The 19,500-nt window shown below is 58.5% G+C and carries 10 protein-coding genes; 5 read left to right on the forward strand and 5 right to left on the reverse strand.

All coding sequences use genetic code 11. The features are described from left to right. Positions 1-5 precede the first annotated feature (5 nt). Genes bcsA (AC6I8L_RS00695) through AC6I8L_RS00715 form a run of 5 tightly spaced genes read left to right on the forward strand, consistent with a single transcriptional unit; the run spans position 6 to position 9,927 of the window. Entirely contained in the window at positions 6-2,111 is a 2,106-nt protein-coding gene (gene bcsA, locus AC6I8L_RS00695) for a UDP-forming cellulose synthase catalytic subunit (RefSeq protein ID WP_058960394.1), read from the forward strand. Next, positions 2,108-4,651 (forward strand): cellulose biosynthesis cyclic di-GMP-binding regulatory protein BcsB, encoded by a 2,544-nt coding sequence (gene bcsB, locus AC6I8L_RS00700; protein ID WP_058960393.1) that lies wholly within the window; start codon positions 2,108-2,110, stop codon positions 4,649-4,651. The genes bcsA (AC6I8L_RS00695) and bcsB (AC6I8L_RS00700) overlap by 4 nt, the downstream gene beginning before the upstream one ends. Positions 4,652-4,662: 11 nt before the next feature. Further along, the gene (locus tag AC6I8L_RS00705; RefSeq protein WP_058960392.1) at positions 4,663-8,466 is read left to right on the forward strand and encodes a cellulose biosynthesis protein BcsC; all 3,804 of its coding nucleotides are present in this window, start codon (positions 4,663-4,665) and stop codon (positions 8,464-8,466) included. After that, positions 8,467-8,913 (forward strand): cellulose biosynthesis protein BcsD, encoded by a 447-nt coding sequence (gene bcsD / locus AC6I8L_RS00710; RefSeq protein WP_034827794.1) that lies wholly within the window; start codon positions 8,467-8,469, stop codon positions 8,911-8,913. A gap of 9 nt (positions 8,914-8,922) precedes the next feature. After that, positions 8,923-9,927, forward strand: coding sequence for a family 8 glycosyl hydrolase (locus AC6I8L_RS00715; RefSeq protein ID WP_058960391.1), 1,005 nt, complete (start codon positions 8,923-8,925; stop codon positions 9,925-9,927). A 106-nt stretch (positions 9,928-10,033) separates the two neighbouring features. Here AC6I8L_RS00715 and bcsC read toward each other — a convergent pair whose 3' ends face one another. The 5 genes from bcsC to bcsR are packed head-to-tail and all read right to left on the reverse strand — an operon-like array spanning position 10,034 to position 19,350. Further along, positions 10,034-13,507 carry a cellulose synthase complex outer membrane protein BcsC gene (gene bcsC, locus AC6I8L_RS00720; RefSeq protein ID WP_058960390.1) on the reverse strand — a complete coding sequence of 1,158 codons (3,474 nt, stop codon included), beginning with the start codon at positions 13,505-13,507 and terminating at the stop codon, positions 10,034-10,036. Further along, positions 13,500-15,803: a cellulose biosynthesis cyclic di-GMP-binding regulatory protein BcsB gene (gene bcsB, locus AC6I8L_RS00725; RefSeq protein ID WP_082678111.1), complete on the reverse strand. Its 2,304-nt coding sequence runs from the start codon at positions 15,801-15,803 to the stop codon at positions 13,500-13,502. Before bcsB (AC6I8L_RS00725) ends, bcsC begins: the two co-directional genes overlap by 8 nt. A gap of 9 nt (positions 15,804-15,812) precedes the next feature. Further along, entirely contained in the window at positions 15,813-18,428 is a 2,616-nt protein-coding gene (gene bcsA, locus AC6I8L_RS00730) for a UDP-forming cellulose synthase catalytic subunit (RefSeq protein WP_058960388.1), read from the reverse strand. Beyond that, positions 18,425-19,156 carry a cellulose biosynthesis protein BcsQ gene (gene bcsQ, locus AC6I8L_RS00735; RefSeq protein WP_058960387.1) on the reverse strand — a complete coding sequence of 244 codons (732 nt, stop codon included), beginning with the start codon at positions 19,154-19,156 and terminating at the stop codon, positions 18,425-18,427. Before bcsQ ends, bcsA (AC6I8L_RS00730) begins: the two co-directional genes overlap by 4 nt. Continuing rightward, a complete protein-coding gene (gene bcsR, locus AC6I8L_RS00740) occupies positions 19,156-19,350 on the reverse strand; it encodes a cellulose biosynthesis protein BcsR (RefSeq protein ID WP_034827811.1) in 195 nt (64 codons plus the stop codon). The genes bcsQ and bcsR overlap by 1 nt, the downstream gene beginning before the upstream one ends. Positions 19,351-19,500 lie beyond the last annotated feature (150 nt).

Genomic DNA, 19,500 nt, shown 5'->3' on the forward strand with positions numbered 1-19,500 from the left:
GAATCATGAGTAAACTCGGGTTTTACCTGCTGCTGCTGGTGCTTGCACCTGTGGCTGCGGTAATCGTCATCACGCCTATGGACAGCCAAAAACAATATATTTTTGGCTTAATCAGCATCGGGATGATGTTTTTACTGGGCTTCAGCAAAAGCCGCAAAATAACCGTCATCATGGTTATCCTTTCTGCGCTGATGTCGACCCGATATATCTGGTGGCGCACCACGGAGACGCTGCAGTTTAATTCCGAAATTGAAGCGATTCTCGGCATCGGCTTATATCTGGCCGAACTGTATGTCTGGCTGATTCTGATTCTCGGCTTCCTGCAGACCACCTGGCCATTAAAACGCACCATTGAACCGTTGCCGGACGATACCAGCCTGTGGCCTACCGTTGACGTCTATGTCCCGACCTATAACGAAAGCCTCGACGTAGTGCGTGATACCGTGCTGGCGGCGCAGTGCATTGATTATCCGCGTGACAAGCTCAAGGTCTATCTGCTGGATGACGGCAAGCGCAGCGAGTTTGCGGTTTTTGCCGCCGATGTAGGGGTGGGCTATATCACCCGTGACGACAACAGTCATGCGAAAGCCGGTAACCTCAACCATGCGATGAAAATCACCAAGGGTGAGCTGATCTGCATCTTTGACTGTGACCACGTGGCCACCCGTACTTTCCTGCAGGCGACTGTGGGTCCGTTCCTGAACGATCCCAAGCTGGCGCTGTTACAGACGCCACACTACTTCTACTCGCCGGACCCGTTTGAACGTAATCTGCGTGCAGCGCGTACCATTCCGAACGAAGGCGCGCTGTTCTACGGCCCGGTTCAGCAGGGTAACGACAACTGGAACGCCACCTTCTTCTGCGGTTCCTGTGCGGTGATTCGCCGTAGCGCGCTGGAAGAGATTGGTGGATTTGCGGTGGAAACCGTGACCGAAGATGCGCACACCGCATTAAAAATGCAGCGCCTGGGTTGGGGGTCTGCCTTCCTGGCGATTCCGCTGGCTGCGGGTCTGGCCACCGAGCGTCTCGGTCTGCACGTGGTTCAGCGTAACCGCTGGGCGCGTGGCATGACGCAGATCTTCCGTGTGGATAATCCGCTGTTTGGCCGCGGTCTGAAATGGCAGCAGCGTCTCTGCTACCTCAACGCCATGCTGCACTTCCAGTTCGGTCTGCCGCGCGTGGCATTCCTGACCGCGCCGCTGGCGTACCTGCTGTTTAACCTGAACATTATTCACTCGTCGGCGTCGCTGATCTTCGCCTACGTATTGCCGCATCTGGTGATGTCGCTGTACGTCAACTCCCGCATGAACGGCAAGTTCCGTTACACCTTCTGGGGTGAAATCTACGAAACCGTGATGTGCTTCCACCTCGTGATCCCGACGTTGCTGACCATGCTGGCACCAAAGCGCGGTAAATTTAACGTAACGGATAAGGGGGGCCTGCTGGACCAGGGCTTCTTCGATTTCCACATCGTCCGCCCCCATGTGATTGTCGCGGTACTGCTGACCATTGGTATCGTCGCGGGTGTGGTGCGTGCAACGGCACATGATTACTTCGGTGTTGATCCCTATGTTATCGCCCTCAACGTCGGCTGGGCGGTGTTCAGCCTGATCATCCTGATGGCGGCGATTGCCGTGGCGCGCGAAACCAAACAGGTGCGTAAAACCATTCGTATCGAAGTGCAGATTCCGGCGGTGATTCACTACGCCAGCGGTATCTCATCACGCACCCAAACCAGCGACCTGTCGATGGGCGGCGCGCAACTGGATGCACCGGACAACCGTCATGAGCATGATGAAATTGAAGAGATTGATCTGCTGCTGAAATCCGGTGCCATCACTATTCCGGTGAGCAAAATCTCCGGCGATGAAGAGACCATTCGTCTGCGCTTTGGTGATATGCCGCTATCGCGTCGTCGTGAGCTGGTGCGTGTGGTACTGGCGCGCGCCGATGCGTGGATCCAGCCCGAGTATAAGCAGGACAACCCGCTGGTATCGCTGGGCACCATTATTCGTACCGTATTTGAGCTGTTCTGGCTGACCTGGAAAGATCGCCGTGAGAAGCATAAGCGTGACAACCAGTCGGCAGTGAAAGAGGACAGCGCAGTATGAAGAATTTGACGCAAACGTTGCTGGCAAGCTCGCTGGCGACAGCGCTGATGCTCGCCCCGGCCTGGGCAGAAACCCCTGCGGTAACGCAGGATAGTTCGGCCTTGTCCAACGTGCCGCCACCGCAAGGCATCCAGAGTGAAGCGGATGCCCAGTTGCAGCAGGCGGCGGGTGCAACACCTTATGCGCCCACTGAAAATGCACCAGCAACTGAAAATACTGCCCCGGCTGCGGCTGATATGCCTGCAGCCAACTCCCCGTATACGTCAGCACCCGATACGCAGTTGCCTGCTACCACGCCTGCACCAGAGATGGTGCTGCCGGATGCCGCACCTGCGGCCCCAATGGCCGCGCCCGTGGCTTCCGCTTCTGCAATGCTCAACCAGCCCGTCAGCAGCACCATTTCCGTGGCGCAGATGGGTCAGCCGCAGGGTATCACCCTGACCGGTGGTCAGCTGCAATCCGGTATCGTGTTTACTCTGCCGAGCGATGAAGTGATCACCAACGCGCGTCTGAATCTGTCGCTGCGCGTTTCAGCGGCACTGGCGGCGCGCAACACCTCATTGCAGCTGATGCTGAATGGTCAGCCGCTGGGTACCTTGCCATTGGGTTCGAGTGACAGCGATGTCAGCGACTATCAGCTGGATATCCCAGCGGCAATGGTGGTCTCAAGCAACAACCTCAGCTTCAAAATTAACGATGCCGACAAACTGCTGTGCGAAAAAGAGAGTGCACAGCAGTATCAGGTGTCGATTCTGCCTAAAACCACGCTGAGCCTCGAAGGCCAGCAGTTGAATATCGGCACCAGCCTGCGCAACTTCCCGCGTCCGTTTATGGATGCGCAGCGTATGACGCCAGCCAGCGTGACCTTTGGCTTTGCCGCCAACGCCACGCCGGACAGCATCAGCGCGGCGGCGTTAGTGGCATCATGGATGGGTATTCAATCGGACTATCGCGGCATTCGTTTCCCGGTGGTGCGTGGCGATCTGCCTGAGCACAACGGCATTTTGATTGGCCATCCCGGTGAGAAGATCGGTTCTGTGACTTTACCCGCCACCAACGGTCCGCTGTTGCAGGTGATTGATAACCCGAACAACCCGGTTTACAAACTGCTGTTAGTTGTCGGTGCGGATGATGCTCAGCTGCGTCAGGCGGCAAACCGTTTGACCACGCAACCGCTGGCGACCGATGCCAGCAGCCTGAACGTGCAGCCGCAGCCGATTGGCCTGCGTAAGCCGTATGACGCGCCGCGCTGGATCAATACCACTCGTCCGGTGCGGTTGAGCGAGCTGCTGCGTAAAGATCAGAGTCTGACCACCACCGGCATCTGGCATGATGCGCTGAGCGTGAACTTCCGCGCGGCACCTGATTTGTTCATGTGGGATGGCGACACTATTCCGGTCGAGCTGCACTACCGCTTCCCGTCGGAAAGCTGGATTGATGAGAACAAATCGTTTCTCAACGTGATGCTTAACGGCACCTTCCTGCGCAACCTGACCGTAAACAAAGTCGGCTTGCTGGAGAGCGCCTGGCATCGTCTGGGCGGCGACGCCCGTCAGGAGCACTACACCCTGAAGCTGGAGCCGTATCTGATTTACGGTGATAACCAGCTGGCGTTGTACTTCAACATCAAACCGAAAGCGGACGCGCCATGTGGTGTGTTGCTCAACAACAACATCAAGAGCCGCATCGAAGATGATTCGTGGATCGATCTGAGCCACACGCGTCACTTCACCATGCTGCCGAACCTGTCGTACTTCGTTGGCGCATCATTCCCGTTCTCGCGTCTGGCGGACTTCTCGCAGACCACCTTGCTGCTGCCAGAAAAACCGACCGATGCAGAGATCTCCACGCTGCTGGATATGTCTTCACGTGCGGGTAACGCGACCGGTGTACCGCTGGTGCAGAACCAGGTGCTGTTTGGTTTGCCAAATGGTGGCACTAACCTGACACGCCTGCAGGACAGTGATCTGCTGGCGGTGAGCACCACACAGAACAGTGAATTCAATCAGCAGATGCTGGCTAACACGCCTTATCAGACCAGCGGTAATACGTTGGGCGTGAAAGATCCGACGACCTGGGACAAGCTGCGTGGCTGGCTGACCGGCGACTGGAACCTTCAGCAGCTGGATGCCGATCGTTACTTCTCCTCCAACGAAGCGTGGCGTGGCTTTGTCAGCTACCGCTCGCCGTGGAATGCCGATCGCCTGGTGGTGATGACGGTGGCAACCAGCGATCAACAGCTGCTGCGTTTGCATGAAGATCTCAACTCGGCGCGCATTAACGCGGGCATTCGTGGCGATACCGCCATCATCACTGATGAAAACGGTATTCGCAGTTTCCGCGTCGGCCCACAGTTCCCGAGTGGCGAAATGCCGTGGTACATGATGGTGGTGTGGTATGCCAACCAGCACTCGGTGCTGATGGCGCTGGCCGCTCTGTTGCTGGCAACGCTGGTCGGCGGTAGCGCATGGGCGATGCTGAAGCGTCATGCATGGCGACGCCTCAACCCGAAAGCTGATAGCAAGTCCGGCAAGAAGTAAGGATAAAAACAATGAAAAAAAATCTGTTGAGTGCCGGTATTCGTCATGCCCTGATTCTGGGTGGGGCACTGGCGTTCTCTCAGCCGCTGCTGGCGGCGGAGAGCACCAATCCTGCGTTACAAGCGTTGTTTGATCAGGCGGCTTACTGGCATCAGAAAGCGCATGACGATTTGGCCAAATCTTCGCTGCAAAAAGTGTTGATGGTGGAACCCAACAACACTCAGGCGCTTTATTTGCTGGCGCTCTATTCCCAGCAAAGCGGCAGCAGCGCGGAAGCGGCGCAGTGGCGCGCGCGACTGAGTGCCGCATCGCCAAACGATCCGCACCTCACCGAGCTGGATAATGCGCGTCAGCTGCAAACCATCCCACAGGCGCAGCTGTCGTTAGCGCGCCAGCAAGCGCGCAGCGGCAATATCGCGGCTTCGTTGCAGACCTGGCGCAATACTTTTAACGGTAATGAGCCACCACCGAGCGTGGCGGCCGAATATTACCTGACCATGGCCGGTGACCGCGCCCTGCTGCCGCAGGCAGTCGAAGCGCTGCGTCAATTCGCGGCCGATCATCCACAGGATACCGGCGCGAAGCTGGCGCTGGGCAAGGCACTGACCTATCAGGAATCGACCCGTCGTCAGGGTATTGATCTGCTGGGCACGCTGGCGGATGGCAATAAAGACGCCGACCGTTCACTGCGTCAGGCGCTGCTGTGGCTCGGCCCGCAGGCGTCCGATGCCTCGCTGTACCAAACCTGGCAGCAGCGTCATCCGCAAGACAATGCGGTGATGGATTACTACCGTAAAAATGTTGGCGGCGCTGAGAAGGGTGCTGGCTTTACCGCACTGAACAGTGGTGACGTCAGCAACGCGCAGAACAACTTTGAGAAAGTGCTGCAGGCGAACCCGCAGGATGCCGATGCACTGGCGGGTATGGGCTATGTGGCTCAGCGTGCCGGGCGCTATGCCGAAGCGGCTGATTATCTGACGCGCGCCGCGCAGATGGGCGGCGATCAGAGCGAGACGCGCCAAAAGCAGGCAGCCGATGCGCGCTTCTATGCTCAACTGGCGACCGCGCAGCAGGCGCTGAAAAACGGTGACAGCGCGCAGGCATTAGCCTTGAGTGAACCCCTGGCGCAGGCCGATGGCGAGAAAGGCGTTTCAGCTAAGCTGTTCCGCGCGGACGTGCAGCGTCGCAGCAATCAACTCGACCAGGCAGAACAAACCTATCGTTCTATCCTGCAAGGCGACCCGAACAACCGTAACGCCAAAGAAGGCTTGTTCTACGTGCTGCGTCAGCAGAACCGCAGTGCCGAAGCCAACACGCTGCTGGCTTCTCTGCCGGATAGCGTGCGCCAGAGCGTGGCCCCGCGCGGCAGCAGCACCGATCCGATTCGTGCGCAGGCTAAGCGTGAGCTGGCGGCGGGCAACAACAGCGCCGCGATAGCCACCTTGAACAGCGGTATTCAGCGCTTCCCGAATGATGGCTGGTTACGCCTCGACCTGGCGCGTATTTATCGCGCACAGGGCGATAATATGATGGCCGCCAATATCATGCAGCCGTCGATGCGCAGCGGCGCCAGCACGGCAGAGCTGTATGCTGGCGCATTGAACGCCAGCGAGAGCGGTGCCTGGCAGCAGGCGAGTTTACTGCTGTCACGCATACCGAACGGCAGCAAGAGCAGCGATATGCGCGAGCTGGCGCAGCGTGTGAACTTCAACCTGCAGATGACCACCGCCGATCAGTATCTGGCGCAGGGCTCGAATGCTGCAGCGGCGAATACCCTGCGTGCGCTGGCCTCGTCACCTCCGTCCAACCCGGTGGATGCCGGTAACCTGGCACAGAAGCTGGCGAAAGCGGGCGATCTCACCACCGCTGTCTCTGTGGTGCGCAGCAATATGCAGCGCGGCATTCAGGGGAATGCCGGTGATTACGCTGCACAGGTTGCGGTGCTCAACCAGGCGGGTCTGAATACCGAAGCGCAGAGCTTCCTCAGCAGCCCGGAGTTGCAGGCGCGCAGTACACCAACGCAGCTGGCGGGTATTCGCAACGGTTACGTGATCAACGAAGTGGATCGTCTGCGTGAGCAGAAGCAGTACGCCGCGGCTTACGACAAGCTGGTGGGCGCACTGCAGCACGATCCACAGAACCGCGATCTGATGTTCGCCATGGCGCGACTGTATCAGTCCGGCAAGATGAACAAAGAAGCGGGTGTGGTGTATGACTACCTGATGACCCAGGATACGCCAACGCAAGATGCGCGTACCGGTGCCATCAACGTGGCACTGGCGAATAATGACGTCAATAAAGCCAATACCCTGACACGCGGCCTGAACAATGAGCAGTCACCGGATCGCCAGCTGTTACTGGCGCGCGTGGCTGAAGCCAACGGCAATCACAGCCAGGCCATGAGCTATCTGCGCAGCGCGCGCGGGCAGTTGATTGGTCTGCAGGGTGCCACCAACGGTGATACGCCAAGCGTGGGTGGTCTGGCATTGGCGGATAACCCGTTCATCAACCGTGGTACTTCGCCGGTGGGGCGTTCTCCGTCTGCTTATGGCGCGGTGATGCCATGGCAATCGGCACCGGATGTCACCAGCAGCGCAACGGGGACCACGCTGGCCAGCAATACACCGGCAATCCAGCAGAGCCAGACGCTGCGCCAGATCGACAGTATGATGGACGATCTGCAAGAGAAAACCGGCACCTGGATTCAGGGTGGCATGCAGGTACGTGGTCGTGACGGCGAATCGGGTCTGAGCAAACTGACCGAAGCCAAAGCGCCACTGACTTTCTCCACCGTCCCGTTTGGCGAATCGCGCTTTGACTTTACTATGACACCTGTCTCGCTCACGGCGGGCAGTGCGGCGGGCGACGCGTGGCGTCGTTTCGGCACCAATGCCCTGGTGCAGGGTAATGTGGTGGCGTCTGGCGATGCCAAAATTGACGATGTCCCGTCTTCATCCACTGATTCGCAGAAAGCCACCGGTGTTGAGCTGAACCTGGCATTGAAAGGCGATAGCTACAAGATCGACCTCGGCAGTACGCCACTGGGACAGGATTTGAGTACCCTGGTGGGGGGCGTGCAGTGGTCACCGAAACTCACTGACTTCCTGACGCTGATCCTCACCGGTGAACGTCGTGCGATGACCGACAGCCTGCTCTCCTATGTGGGCGTGGAAGATAAAACCAGCGGTAAGCGCTGGGGTCGCGTGACCAAAAACGGCGGTAATGCGTTGCTGAGCTACGATAACGGCGATGCCGGTTTCTATCTCGGCGGCGGCGCTTACAGCTACATCGGTGAAAACGTGGCGAGTAACAACAGTGTGCAGGCGACTGCCGGTGCGTATGTGCGTCCGTTCCACTACGACGATCGCGAGCTGAAGGTGGGCATGAGCCTGTCGTGGATGGATTACTCGAAAAACCTGAGTTACTTCAGCTACGGTCAGGGCGGTTACTTCAGCCCGCAGAACTATGCATCGGTCTCGTTCCCGATTGAGTTCTCCCGCAAGTTCGACGATCTGAAAGTGAACGTGGGCGGTTCGGTGGGTTATCAATCCTACAGCCAGGATAAGAGCGCTTACTTCCCGAACGATCCGACTTACCAGGCACAAATGCAGAGTCTGGCCGATCAGGGTTACGTGAAAAGCGCTTACTACAGCGGCGAGAGCAAGAACGGTATTGGCTACAACTTGCACGCCGGTGCGGATTACAAGATCAACAAAGATGTCACTGTGGGTGGGCAATTAGGCTACGACACCTTTGGCGATTACAACGAGAGCACAGCGAATCTGTACTTCCGTTATCTGTTCGGAGACAACTAAATGAGTGAGCAGGCAACCGCGCGCGTCAGCCATCCGCATCAGCCGGGTTGGTTTGATCTGGTCAGCGTGATGATTGAAGGGATGCTGGACAACGCGGGCGAGGAAGCCGAAGGCTTCCTCAACAATGTGGGCGCATCGCTGGCAGCGCGCTATCCTTTAGCGGAAGCGCGCACCGTGCAGGATCTGGAACGCGAGATGAATCTGCAACTGGCGCGCTTTAGTTGGGGTTTCACCCAGCTTCAGCCGCTGGAAAATGCCATTCTGATTCAGCATCATGCGCTGCCGCAGGGCGACAGCAAGGTGGGTGCAGAGCGCTGGCAGCTGGCGATGAGCGCCGTGCTGGCCGGTGTTTATTCACAGTGGCTGCAGGCACAGGGCGGCAGCGCTGCGGTGCCGGTTACCTTCGAAAAGAATGACGGCAACACGCTGCATTACCGATATCAATAGGATTGTTTGATGAGAGTCATGCGCTTCTGGCGTCAATGGATGCTGTGTTTCATGGTGATGTTTTTCAGCGCCCAGGCTGCTGCAGATGGCTGGAGCACCTTCAAAGGCCGCTTTATGAGCGGCGATGGACGTATCAGTGATACGGCCAACAATAATGTGAGTCATACCGAAGGTCAGGGCTATGGCATGCTGCTGGCCGTCGCGAATGACGACCGCACCACGTTTGATCTGCTGTGGAAATGGACGCGCACCCATCTGCGTAATCCGCAAAACGATCTGTTCTACTGGCGCTATACGCCGGGCGCGGCTAATCCGATTGCGGATAAAAACAACGCTTCCGATGGCGATGTGCTGATTGCGTGGGCCTTGCAACGCGCAGGCCAAAAGTGGGGCGGTGATTATCAGTCAACCTCTGATCGTATTCAGCGCGCCATCGTCAAACAGAACGTGATCACTTTTGGCGGTCACACGGTGATGTTGCCGGGCGCGCAGGGCTTCAACAAAAACAGCTATGTGGTGCTGAATCCCTCGTATTTCCTGTTTGCCGCCTGGCAGGAGTTTGCCGACCGCAGTCACCTGCGCGTGTGGAATAACCTGATCGATGACGGCATGGAGCTGCTGGGTGATATGCACTTTGGCAAAACCGGTCTGCCGCTCGATTGGGTGGCGCTGAATGCCGATGGTTCAGTGGCACCGGCAGTGGGTTACTCCAATCGCTTCAGCTACGATGCGATTCGTATTCCGCTCAATATCTGGTGGTATGACCCGCAAAGCCTGCGTCTGGTGCCGTTCCAGCGCGTCTGGCAGGGCTATGGTCGCCAGACGACACCGGCCTGGTTTGATGTGCTCGCCAACACCCCTGCTCCATACAATCTGGACGGCGGCTTGCTGGCGATTCGCGATCTGACCCTGAATCAAACCGGTTATCTCAGCGATCGTTTAGCGCCGGATCAGAACTACTTCTCCGCCAGCTTGCAGTTACTGACCTGGCTGGCGTATCAGGAAAAGCGTTAAATATTTCGCGATACATCGCGTTGTCAGCTCATAGCGCGATTTTTGTAGCAGTGCTACGTACTACGCAATTGAAAGGGCCGCACTTCATCAGCGAAGTGCGGCTTTTTTATTTGAAGTCCGCATACGGCTCAAGCGGTTGTGGTGGCATATCCATATCGCCATTCCAGCCGCCCATTGAATAACGCATGTAGATCAAGCCGTGACTCGGGGTGTAATCCTTGGCTTGCTGAATATCCATCGCGAGACCGACTGACCAGTGCGGCGTGATGCGTCGTTCTACCACTGCTTGCAGGGTGTAACCAAAACCGTTGCCGGAGCTGCTGTCGGAGGTCGGGTTGGAAGCCAGCGTAAAGCCAGGATTGACCGGATAACGCTGCTGACCGTCGGTTTGCGATTGTGACCAGGAGACCGAGCCGCCCAGATCAAACGACCAGTTCTCGGTGCGCTGGCGATAAGTGACCGGCACCGCCAGCGAGAAATACTGCTGCGGACTGTAATAGCCCCCCTGGCCGAAGGTGTAGTCGCTAAGGTCTTTTTGGTAATGCCACAGCATGCTGTTCAGTCCGACGGTGGCACGGCGATTATCTTCGTTGATCAACTTGTAGTAATAGCCTGCCATCAGGCGTTCACGGCTGTTGTCTGCGACATTTTCCCCGGTAATTTGGTGGGCGCTGATATCGGCCCATACGCCATTCGCACCGCCCTGATCGTAACTCAGCCCCACCGAACCACCGGTCGCCACTACGCCGCCCCAGGTTTTGCCGCCATTAGCCGCTGGATCGCGCGCACCGGCATAGGCCAGCAGCGAACTGGAGATCGGGCGGCGTGAAGCGGTGAACGTCACGCCGATATCATCCACATCGGTTTTCCAGCTCAGTCCGCCCACCCAGTTAGTGACTTCAAAGCCGAGCGGCGTGGTGCCGATATCGCCAGACCAGCGATCGTTATGCCAGCCAACGCCTATCGCCGTGCCTTCATCACGTTGGGTAAAGTCGCGGCTACAGCCACCGGAGATGTCATCATTACAGCTGCCGAAACGTTCGCTGTGGCTGCCATTGCTGGTGGCGAAGGTGCCCGCCGATACCAGCACATGATCGACGCGCACAAAGCTACGACCGTCGGCCAGCGGGGTCTCCGCCTGCATCATGGTGGTGTGCGCGGTGAAATCAGAGATGCCGCCGGTGCCTTTATCGCGCGAATAATCCTGTTCAAGCGTGAAGGTGGTGTCCTGCTGACGATAGAGATCGGCGGCATCGCTGCGAATACCGCGCTTCAGCCAGTCATCACTGGCATCGTTACGCGTCAAACGGGTGTAGCTGTCATTATCCTGCGGTGCGTCGGCGCTGATGCCGCTGGCCGTCATTGCCAGACGATAGTCCTGCTGCGCCGCATCCGGCTGTTGCTGCAGAGTTTCCAGACGTGCCGCATCGCGATAGACCAATGCTTTGCTTTGCGACGGGGCTTCTTTGGCGGCGCGCATTTTTAAATCATTGAACAGCTGCTGCGCATGCGCCGTATCGCCGCTGTTTTGCCATGCCAGCGCCACGCGGCGACCGCTGTTGATATTTTGCTGCGCCACGCTGGCAGGTAAAGCCTGCAGCGCTATGCGTGCTTCGTCTTTGCGTTTCAGGGCGATAAGGGCTTCGATGCGGCCCAAGGCAGCGTCATTATTGGTGGCATCCTGCTGCAGGACACGTTGGTAACTCGCCAACGCGGATTTCGCGTCGCCACGTTCCAGTGCCCAGTCCGCCAGGGTGATATCGCGTCGCGTCGAGGCCGGCTGCTGTTGCAACAGCGCCAGTGCGGCAGATTCATTGCCGTTGGCGCGCAGCTCACTGGCACGGGCGTACACTTTATCCTGCGTTAAGCGATCCGCCAGCTCGTGCATATTGCTGTCCCAGCGGGTTTCCGGCAGGCGATGCAGTGCCGCCAGCGCCGCATCATCCTGATCGCCGGACGAGAGCCACAGCGCCCAGGCGTAGAGCGCGGCGGGTTCCTGCGCGTGCTGGCGCACCATGGCGTCCATCACCTGAGCGCCTTGTGCTTCTTCGCCGCTGCTACGTAGCGCACCGGCTAAACGGTATGAGAGCCAGATATCGTTGGGATTGTCCTGCGCGGCCTGGCGATATTTCACCACCGCCTGATGCCATTGACCTTGCTGCGCCAGCGCATCGGCTTCTGCCCGCAGGCTGTCACTGCGCAGTGAACGCAACGTCTCCGCCAGCGACCGCTGTTGCGCGGCGGGCAGGGCATTGATAAACGCCATCGCGCGAGCAGGTGACTGCTGCTGATACAGCGCGGCCAGTCGGCGCACGGCGGTGGTATTGCTGCGATCGAGACGCAGCGCCTGTTGCCAATACTGTTCTGCCTGCGCGTCGTTTTTTCGTGCCTGCGCGACATCACCGAGGCCAATCAATGCCCAGCTGTCACGGTTATCAATGGCCTGCGCACTGCGATACTGGCGTTCCGCACCGGCCACATCGCCTTTTTTTAGCGCGTCGTCACCGTTGTTAATTGCCAGCCAGTAGCGGTTGGTTTGCAACAGTGATTGCCACTTGCCAATCTGGGTGCTGGCCTGTCCGGCCTGAATCGCTTTCTGCAGCCAGCTTATTGCTGCTGCGCGGTTGTTGGCACGCGCCTGCGCCTGGCCCATCGCGCCCATCAGTTCGGCATCATTCGGGTTGGCTTTCAGCGCGGCGCTGAGTGACGCGATGGCACCTGCGCCTCCACCAGCATCGACCAGCGCCAGCCCGCGCATGCGTTGACGATAAGCGGGATCGGCCAGCAGCTTCTGCTGTCGGGCCAGTTCTTCCTCGCCGCGCTGTTGCGCATCACCGGAAGTGAATACCTGCAGATACTGCTTCAGACTGGCAACCGTGCTGTCTGACACCGGCTGATTTTGAATCTGTTGCAGCCAGAGTTCGGAGGCGGCATCACGCCCGCCGTCACGATTGGCCAGACGACGCAGCTGCACCAGCGCCTCGCCCGGTTGATTGTTATCAAATGCCATGCGCGCCAGCTGCAGTTCAACCCCGATATTGCCGGGATAACGCGCTTCCAGCGCCTGCAACTGGCGATAAGCGCTGGGCTGCTGACCGGGTAAACGTGCCACCAGTCGCCAGTATTCCAGTTCAGTATTCACATCCGGGAACACGCTGTGGAACAAGGCATCCCAGGCCGTTTTCGCTTCTTCAACGCGACCTGCGGTGGCCAGCAAACGTGCCTGCTGCAGTTGCTGGCGCCCTTCAGCGCTCATCAGACGCAGGCCGGTTTCGGATTCACGCGTCGCCACGTCATTGGGCGCGACTTTCTTCAGTTCATCCAGCAGCGTCTGCGCTTTTGCCTGATCGCCCTGACGCAGTGCCATGCGAATTTGCGCTGCCAGCACCTGCGGATTATCAGGGTCGATTTTTTCCAGGCGATAAAGCGACTGCTGCACCAGATCATACTTGTTGGTGGATTCACCGGTGCGAATCTGCATCAGCAGCCAGGCCACCGGTGACACCTGCGGGCCCTCGGCAGCGATGCCGGAGCCCGCCAGGATAGTGGCAATCAGCAGCCCGAGTGGCAGTTTATTCATCGTCTTCCAGCTCGGCCAGGCGGCGACGGCTCACCATGCGCATCAAGCGCCATGCCATCAGAGCAAACAGTATCACCACCACCACGGCACAAATCGCCAGCCACACCGGATGCGTTGCCAGCAGATTCCACAGGCGCTCCCACCATGGAAGATGGCCGACGAAGTAGGTATCGCCGACGCGCACGCTGGTGACGCCCGATTCTCGCACAACGGTGGCAGAACCGAACACGGCAGCGCGCTTGCCGCTATCGAGCAGGGCGTTATTCAGCAGATCCCAACCGCGCGGGCTGTCGGCCAGCAGCGCAACCACGCTGCGCTGATCGTTAAACGGTGACTGGAAGCCGACGATGGCGCCCATCGGGCCGCGTGAACTGATACCGGTCTGGCTCTCTACCGCACGGTCGCTGGCGGACACCGGTACGTTCTGCGCGGTGATCGGGCGTGATGGCATGTTGATCCAGCTACGCGCCGCATCGGCCAGCAGGTTGATCTTCTTGTCATCCTGCAGATCCTGCGGAATACCGCCGATCATCAGCAGGTCAGCGTCTTTATCTTTCGCCTGGTTCCAGTCATCGCTCATCTGCACGCGCAGCGCCGGATAGCCGGTCTGGGCACCGATGGCGCCCAGCGCGTTCAGCATGGTGCTGACTTCACCGTTAGCAGGTTTTGGCTGCACTAATACCAGCGTCTGCGCCAGATCGGCGTGGCGGCTGTAAGGGAAACCGGCGTTGGCGTACGCACCCAGCGACGGCATCTCGATGTAGTGGCGATAGCCGGAGAAGTCGATGCTGGAGTTGTCATCGATCACCACGTGATGACCGACGGCGGTGACGGTTTCGCAACGGCCGTCGGCGGTGCCACCGATAAAGGTGTTGGCGTAATCAAAGCTGAAGCGCAGTTGGTTGACCACGCCGAGGCGCAGCGCCGGGATGGTCAACTGGCGGTTGCTGTCCTGCAGACCTTGCATCAGCGGAATGCGCATGATCTGCTGACCTGCCGTGTCTTTCGGCGTCAGCGGGTAATCCTGCATGAACTGATTGTTCAGATGCACCGCCAGGCGCGAGCCATCTTGCTGGATCGGCGAGGTATAGCGGTAAATCAGATCCATGTCGATGCCGCGCGCGCGCACCAGGAACAGGTCCGGCGGCAGGTTCAGCGTCAGACTGATCGGGTTCGGCTGCAAGCCATCGGCCTGCAGCTGGTTCTGATACTGCGTTAGCTCAGCAAACGTGGTGCGGCGATCGGTGCGCACCCAGTTTGGCGCATCATAGGCCTGACGCGGTGCCAGCATTTTCACGCTGTCGATGGTTGAGGTATCCCCGCGCAGCAGCAGTTCGCCTTGCGCAATACCTTCGACGGCGGTGAGCAGGTCTTTGTCATCACGACCCAAAATCAGTAGCATTTTCTCGTACGGATTGTCCGGCTGGCTGACCATTTCAACGGTCGGTTTCTCCACCGGTGGCAGATCTTTCAGGAAGTCCGGGCGATGGTCGTTGGTGGCGAACACCACCGCATGCTGTTCTTTTGGTAACTGGTTATACAGGACCGGGAAGGATTGACCACGCCACTGTGCTTTGCTGCCGAACCACGAAGCCAGAATCCCTGCGGCACGCTGCTGCAGCAGGTTAGGCTGATTGCTGAACACCATCGGCAATTGCAGTGGGCGGCTGTCGCGGGCATCAAAGAACGGTTCCGGGAAGTGCGACAGGTCGTTCTTCAACGGCAGCTTTTGCAGCGTCAGGTCGAGTTTGCTCTCTTTACCGATATCCATCCAGATGGTGCTGTTGGCCGGGTTTTCACACACGTTGGCGTAATGGCCCACCAGTTCGAGGCGCACGCGGTTAAAGTCACCGATAAAGCGCGGATCGATCGGCAACTGAGTTTGATTTTCTTTGCCCAGCTGATCGGCGGTCACGGTGACCAGTCCCACCAGCTCATCGTTGAGATAGACCTTGAGCTGCGACAGCGTCGGAATCAGCGCCGGTGAAGGGCGATAGCTGAGCGTCAGCATGGCGCGTGTCACCACTTCATCACTGCGCACGCCGAACTCGATCTGGCTGGTAGGCTCGGTGCCGCGCAGCGTCATGCTGCCCGGCGGCGGCGCGACCTGATTAAACAGCAGTTGGCTGTCGCGCAGCGGGGCATTGGCATCCAGCGGCTGGCTGACGACCGGCAGCGGTATCTGTGCGCTGGCGCGCGGTGCTTCAGGGGCAGAAGGCTGCGGTGCGGCCTGTGCCAGCGTTGCAGTGCCCAGCAGCAGGGCAGTAAACCAGCTCAGTTTTCTCGTCATGGTCATATCATCAACTTATGAAAAATCGGTTTTGATTGCCGCAGGTGCGCGGCTAATGCCCTGCGGCAGCAGTGTTGCCAGCCAGCTCACCAGGGAAGTCAGTGCACGGAAAAGACGGCGCAGCGGGGCAGGGCCATACTCCGCCAGACGCAGGTAACCTTTGAAACCCAGCACCATAATATCGGCCAGACTCTGCACCGGTTTATCTTCCGGGAAGCCGTCCTGCCACAGCGCCCAGGTGTCGGCGCGGGCGAAGGTACACTGGATAAATTCAATATGCTGGCGGGTGGTGAGCTGATGCAGGCGAATCCCCGCGCGACGGCCAAATACACGCTGAACCTGGCACGGGAAGCTGAACTCCTGCTGGCCACGGCGTAGCAGCAGCCACACCGGCTCATCCTCTTTCAGTGCATCCGCCTCACGCAGTTCAACACCGACACCACCATCTGAATAGTCGCGCAGGGTGCACGGCACCATATGGCCATCTTCACGTGCAATGGCGGCGGGCATGGCGATCTCCACGCGATGTGCTTCACGAATCTGGCGCGCTTCCACCGAAACGGCTACGGCACCGCCGAGAATAATCATGTTGTACACCACCCACACCAGGCTGACCCAGATGGTGAGTAACTCGTTAGCCGGGCCATACGCCATGCGCCAGAACGCCATGCCGATGCCCGCGATATTCAGCAGCACCAGCATCATGTAGGGCTTGGTGATCACCCAATCGAGGTGGCGCTCTTCGACCAGGCCACCTTTTGCGGTGACGTTGAACTTGCCTTTGTGCGGGTTGAACAGCGCGACGGTGGTGGGACGCGCGATGTACCACGCCAGCACGGTTTCATACACTTCACTCCAGAACGAGTGACGCCAGCGTCCCTGAATACGGGAGTTGGTCAGGCTGGTGTGCACCATGTGTGGCAGTACATAGATTGCAATCGCCAGCGCCGGCGCGTAGATGATGTAGGCGTGGCATAGCAGAAACGCCAGCGGTGCCAGCAGGAAGATCAGACGTGGAATCCCGGCGAGGAAGTGCAACATGGCGTTGGCGTAGCACAGCCGCTGTACCAGCTTTAGGCCCTTGCCCATCAGCGGATTGTCGAGGCGGAAAATCTGCACCATGCCGCGCGCCCAGCGAATACGCTGGCCGATGTGTGCGGACAAACTCTCGGTGGCGAGGCCCGCCGCCTGTGGAATACGGATATAGGCGGAAGTGTAACCCTGACGATGCAGACGCAGCGAGGTGTGCGCATCTTCGGTTACGGTTTCCACCGCTATGCCGCCAATCTCATCCAGCGCGGCGCGGCGCAATACGGCGCAAGAGCCGCAGAAGAACGCCGCATCCCAGGTATCGTTACCGTCCTGCACCAGGCCGTAAAACAGCGAGCCTTCATTGGGTGTCTGGCGGAAGCGACCAAGGTTACGCTCGAACGGATCGGGCGAGAAGAAGTGGTGCGGCGTTTGCAGCATCGCAAGGCGGTGATCCTTCAGGAACCAGCCCATGGTCATCTGCAGGAATGAGCGCGTCGGTACGTGGTCACAGTCAAAAATCGCCACGTAATCGCTGCGGCAGGCCACTTTCAAGGCATGGTTGATGTTGCCCGCTTTGGCGTGCTCGTGGCTGGGGCGCACCACGTAATTCACCCCAACGCTGGCGGCAAACTCGCGAAACTCCTCGCGCGTACCGTCATCAAGGATATAGATGTTGAGCTTGTCCTGCGGCCAGTCGATGCCCATCGCGGCATAAATGGTTGGTTTCACCACGCTCAGCGGTTCGTTGTAGGTGGGCACCAGGATATCGACGCTGGGCCAGGAAGTGATCTCGGGTGGCATGGAGACCGGCTGGCGATTGAGTGGCCACAGCGTCTGGAAATAGCCCAGTACCAGCACCGTCCATGAGTAGGTTTCAGCGCCAATCAGCAGCAGACCGAATGTCAGACTCAGCGGATCGTCCCAGTTCAGGGTTTCAGTGTAGCGCCACCACAAATAACGACAGGAAATGGTGAGTGACAGCACAATCAGCATGATAGTAGAGAGGCGGCCCGGCACCCGGCGCACCATCATCGCCAGGCCCCACAGCAGCAGTACAAAGACAAATTGCGTGGTGATGCCAAATGGCTGTGAAATACACAACAGCGCCAGCAGGCTGGCGACAATCGCCGCGACAATAAACAGCAGCTGGCGTACACGCGGTGGTAGTTTCTGCAACTGCTGTTCGGTACGCAGATGAATGCCCGTTTTCGCTATGTGCGCGGGAAGCGCTCCCAGCCACTGATAAAACTGCTGACGCCAGCGGAACAGGGGGCCAAACGCGTTAAACCGTTTACGCTCGCTGCGCGCGCTGTTGTCGAGCGGTAACACCAGCATCAGCCACAAGCTCTGCATGGCGTAACGCACAACGTCTAACGGGCGTGGACGTAGCGGCGAGATTTGCGGATAGTATCGCTGACGCTGTTGCAGCAAGCGCTGCCAGCCGGGCATTTCCAGCCGCAGCAGCGACCAGGCGAGCACGCACCATAGCAGATGCAACATCACGGTTAAGCGGCCCGCGCCGTGCTGGCGCGCCACGCGGGCACGGCTTTGCAGCGCCTGCCAGGCCTGAGGTACCAGCAGCCAGCGCAACGGATTCACGCCGCACCGCCCGCAACGTTCAGCAATAGCCAGTTCGCCAGCGTATTGATTTCTTCGCTCGCCAGCGCATGAGGACGATATTCACCCACCGGTTGTTTCATCATTAAGGCTTCTGCCAGTGCTTCATCGCGGTGAATCACCTGCGGAATCAGATTCTTCAGCGTGCGCAGCCACAGCTGATGCAGATCCTGTTGCAGCTGGCTGTTGGCATTGAATTGATTGATCAGAAACAGCGTGTGCGGCAAAAAACGCGGATGGTGCAACCGCAACTGGCAGTTAGCATCCAGCGATAGCACCTGCAGCAGGCGATCGGCGTGGAGGGCGAAGGATCGTTGCCACGGCAGCAGATCCGCTGGAAGGTCGAGGATCACCCAGCGATAGTGTGATTTCAGGGCCGGCAACGCCTTCAGTAACGGCGTGGCGAACGAGGTGTCGGCGTTTTGCAGACTTAAGCACTGCTGAGAGGTTAATGCGCCAAACGGCAGGAAATCCAAACCGGTTTGATAGCGCTGCGCGCACTGCTGCCACGGCTGCTGTTCCAGCAGCGCAGGAACCCAGCCCTGGGTGTGATTGAGCGGCAAGTTAAAATGGGCAGCCAGTTGATTCGAATCAGAAAAGTCGATGACCAGCACCGACTCCTGTAAAGCATTGAGCGCCCAGCCAAGTGCCGCACTGAGTGATGTTGCGCCACAACCGCCGCGCAAACCTTGTAAGGCAATGACCGGCATTAGCGTTCAGGCTCCTGGTCGGCGGATAATTCACGCAGCAGCGGCCAGCGCGTCAGCAGACTATTCAGTCGCTCTTCGCGGGCAATATCAATGTAACGAAATGCCTTAAGGGAAAAGGCTTCGCTCAGGGTATTAATGTCATCCTGATCTTCAGTGGTAGACGCGATCAGCGAAAAGGCATTCTCTGTTTTCATTACTTTTTGCCACCAAAAAACAGCAATGGATGAATTGTGGTTCTATTTTTTGTAAAGTTTAAACCCGGAAAAATGCGCAGACTATGTAAAAATCAATATCATTTGAGATAGCGCAGGTTTTATTTATTTCAGCAGTTCCAATCGTCGCCG

The sequence above is a fragment of the Type-E symbiont of Plautia stali genome (assembly GCF_059731115.1).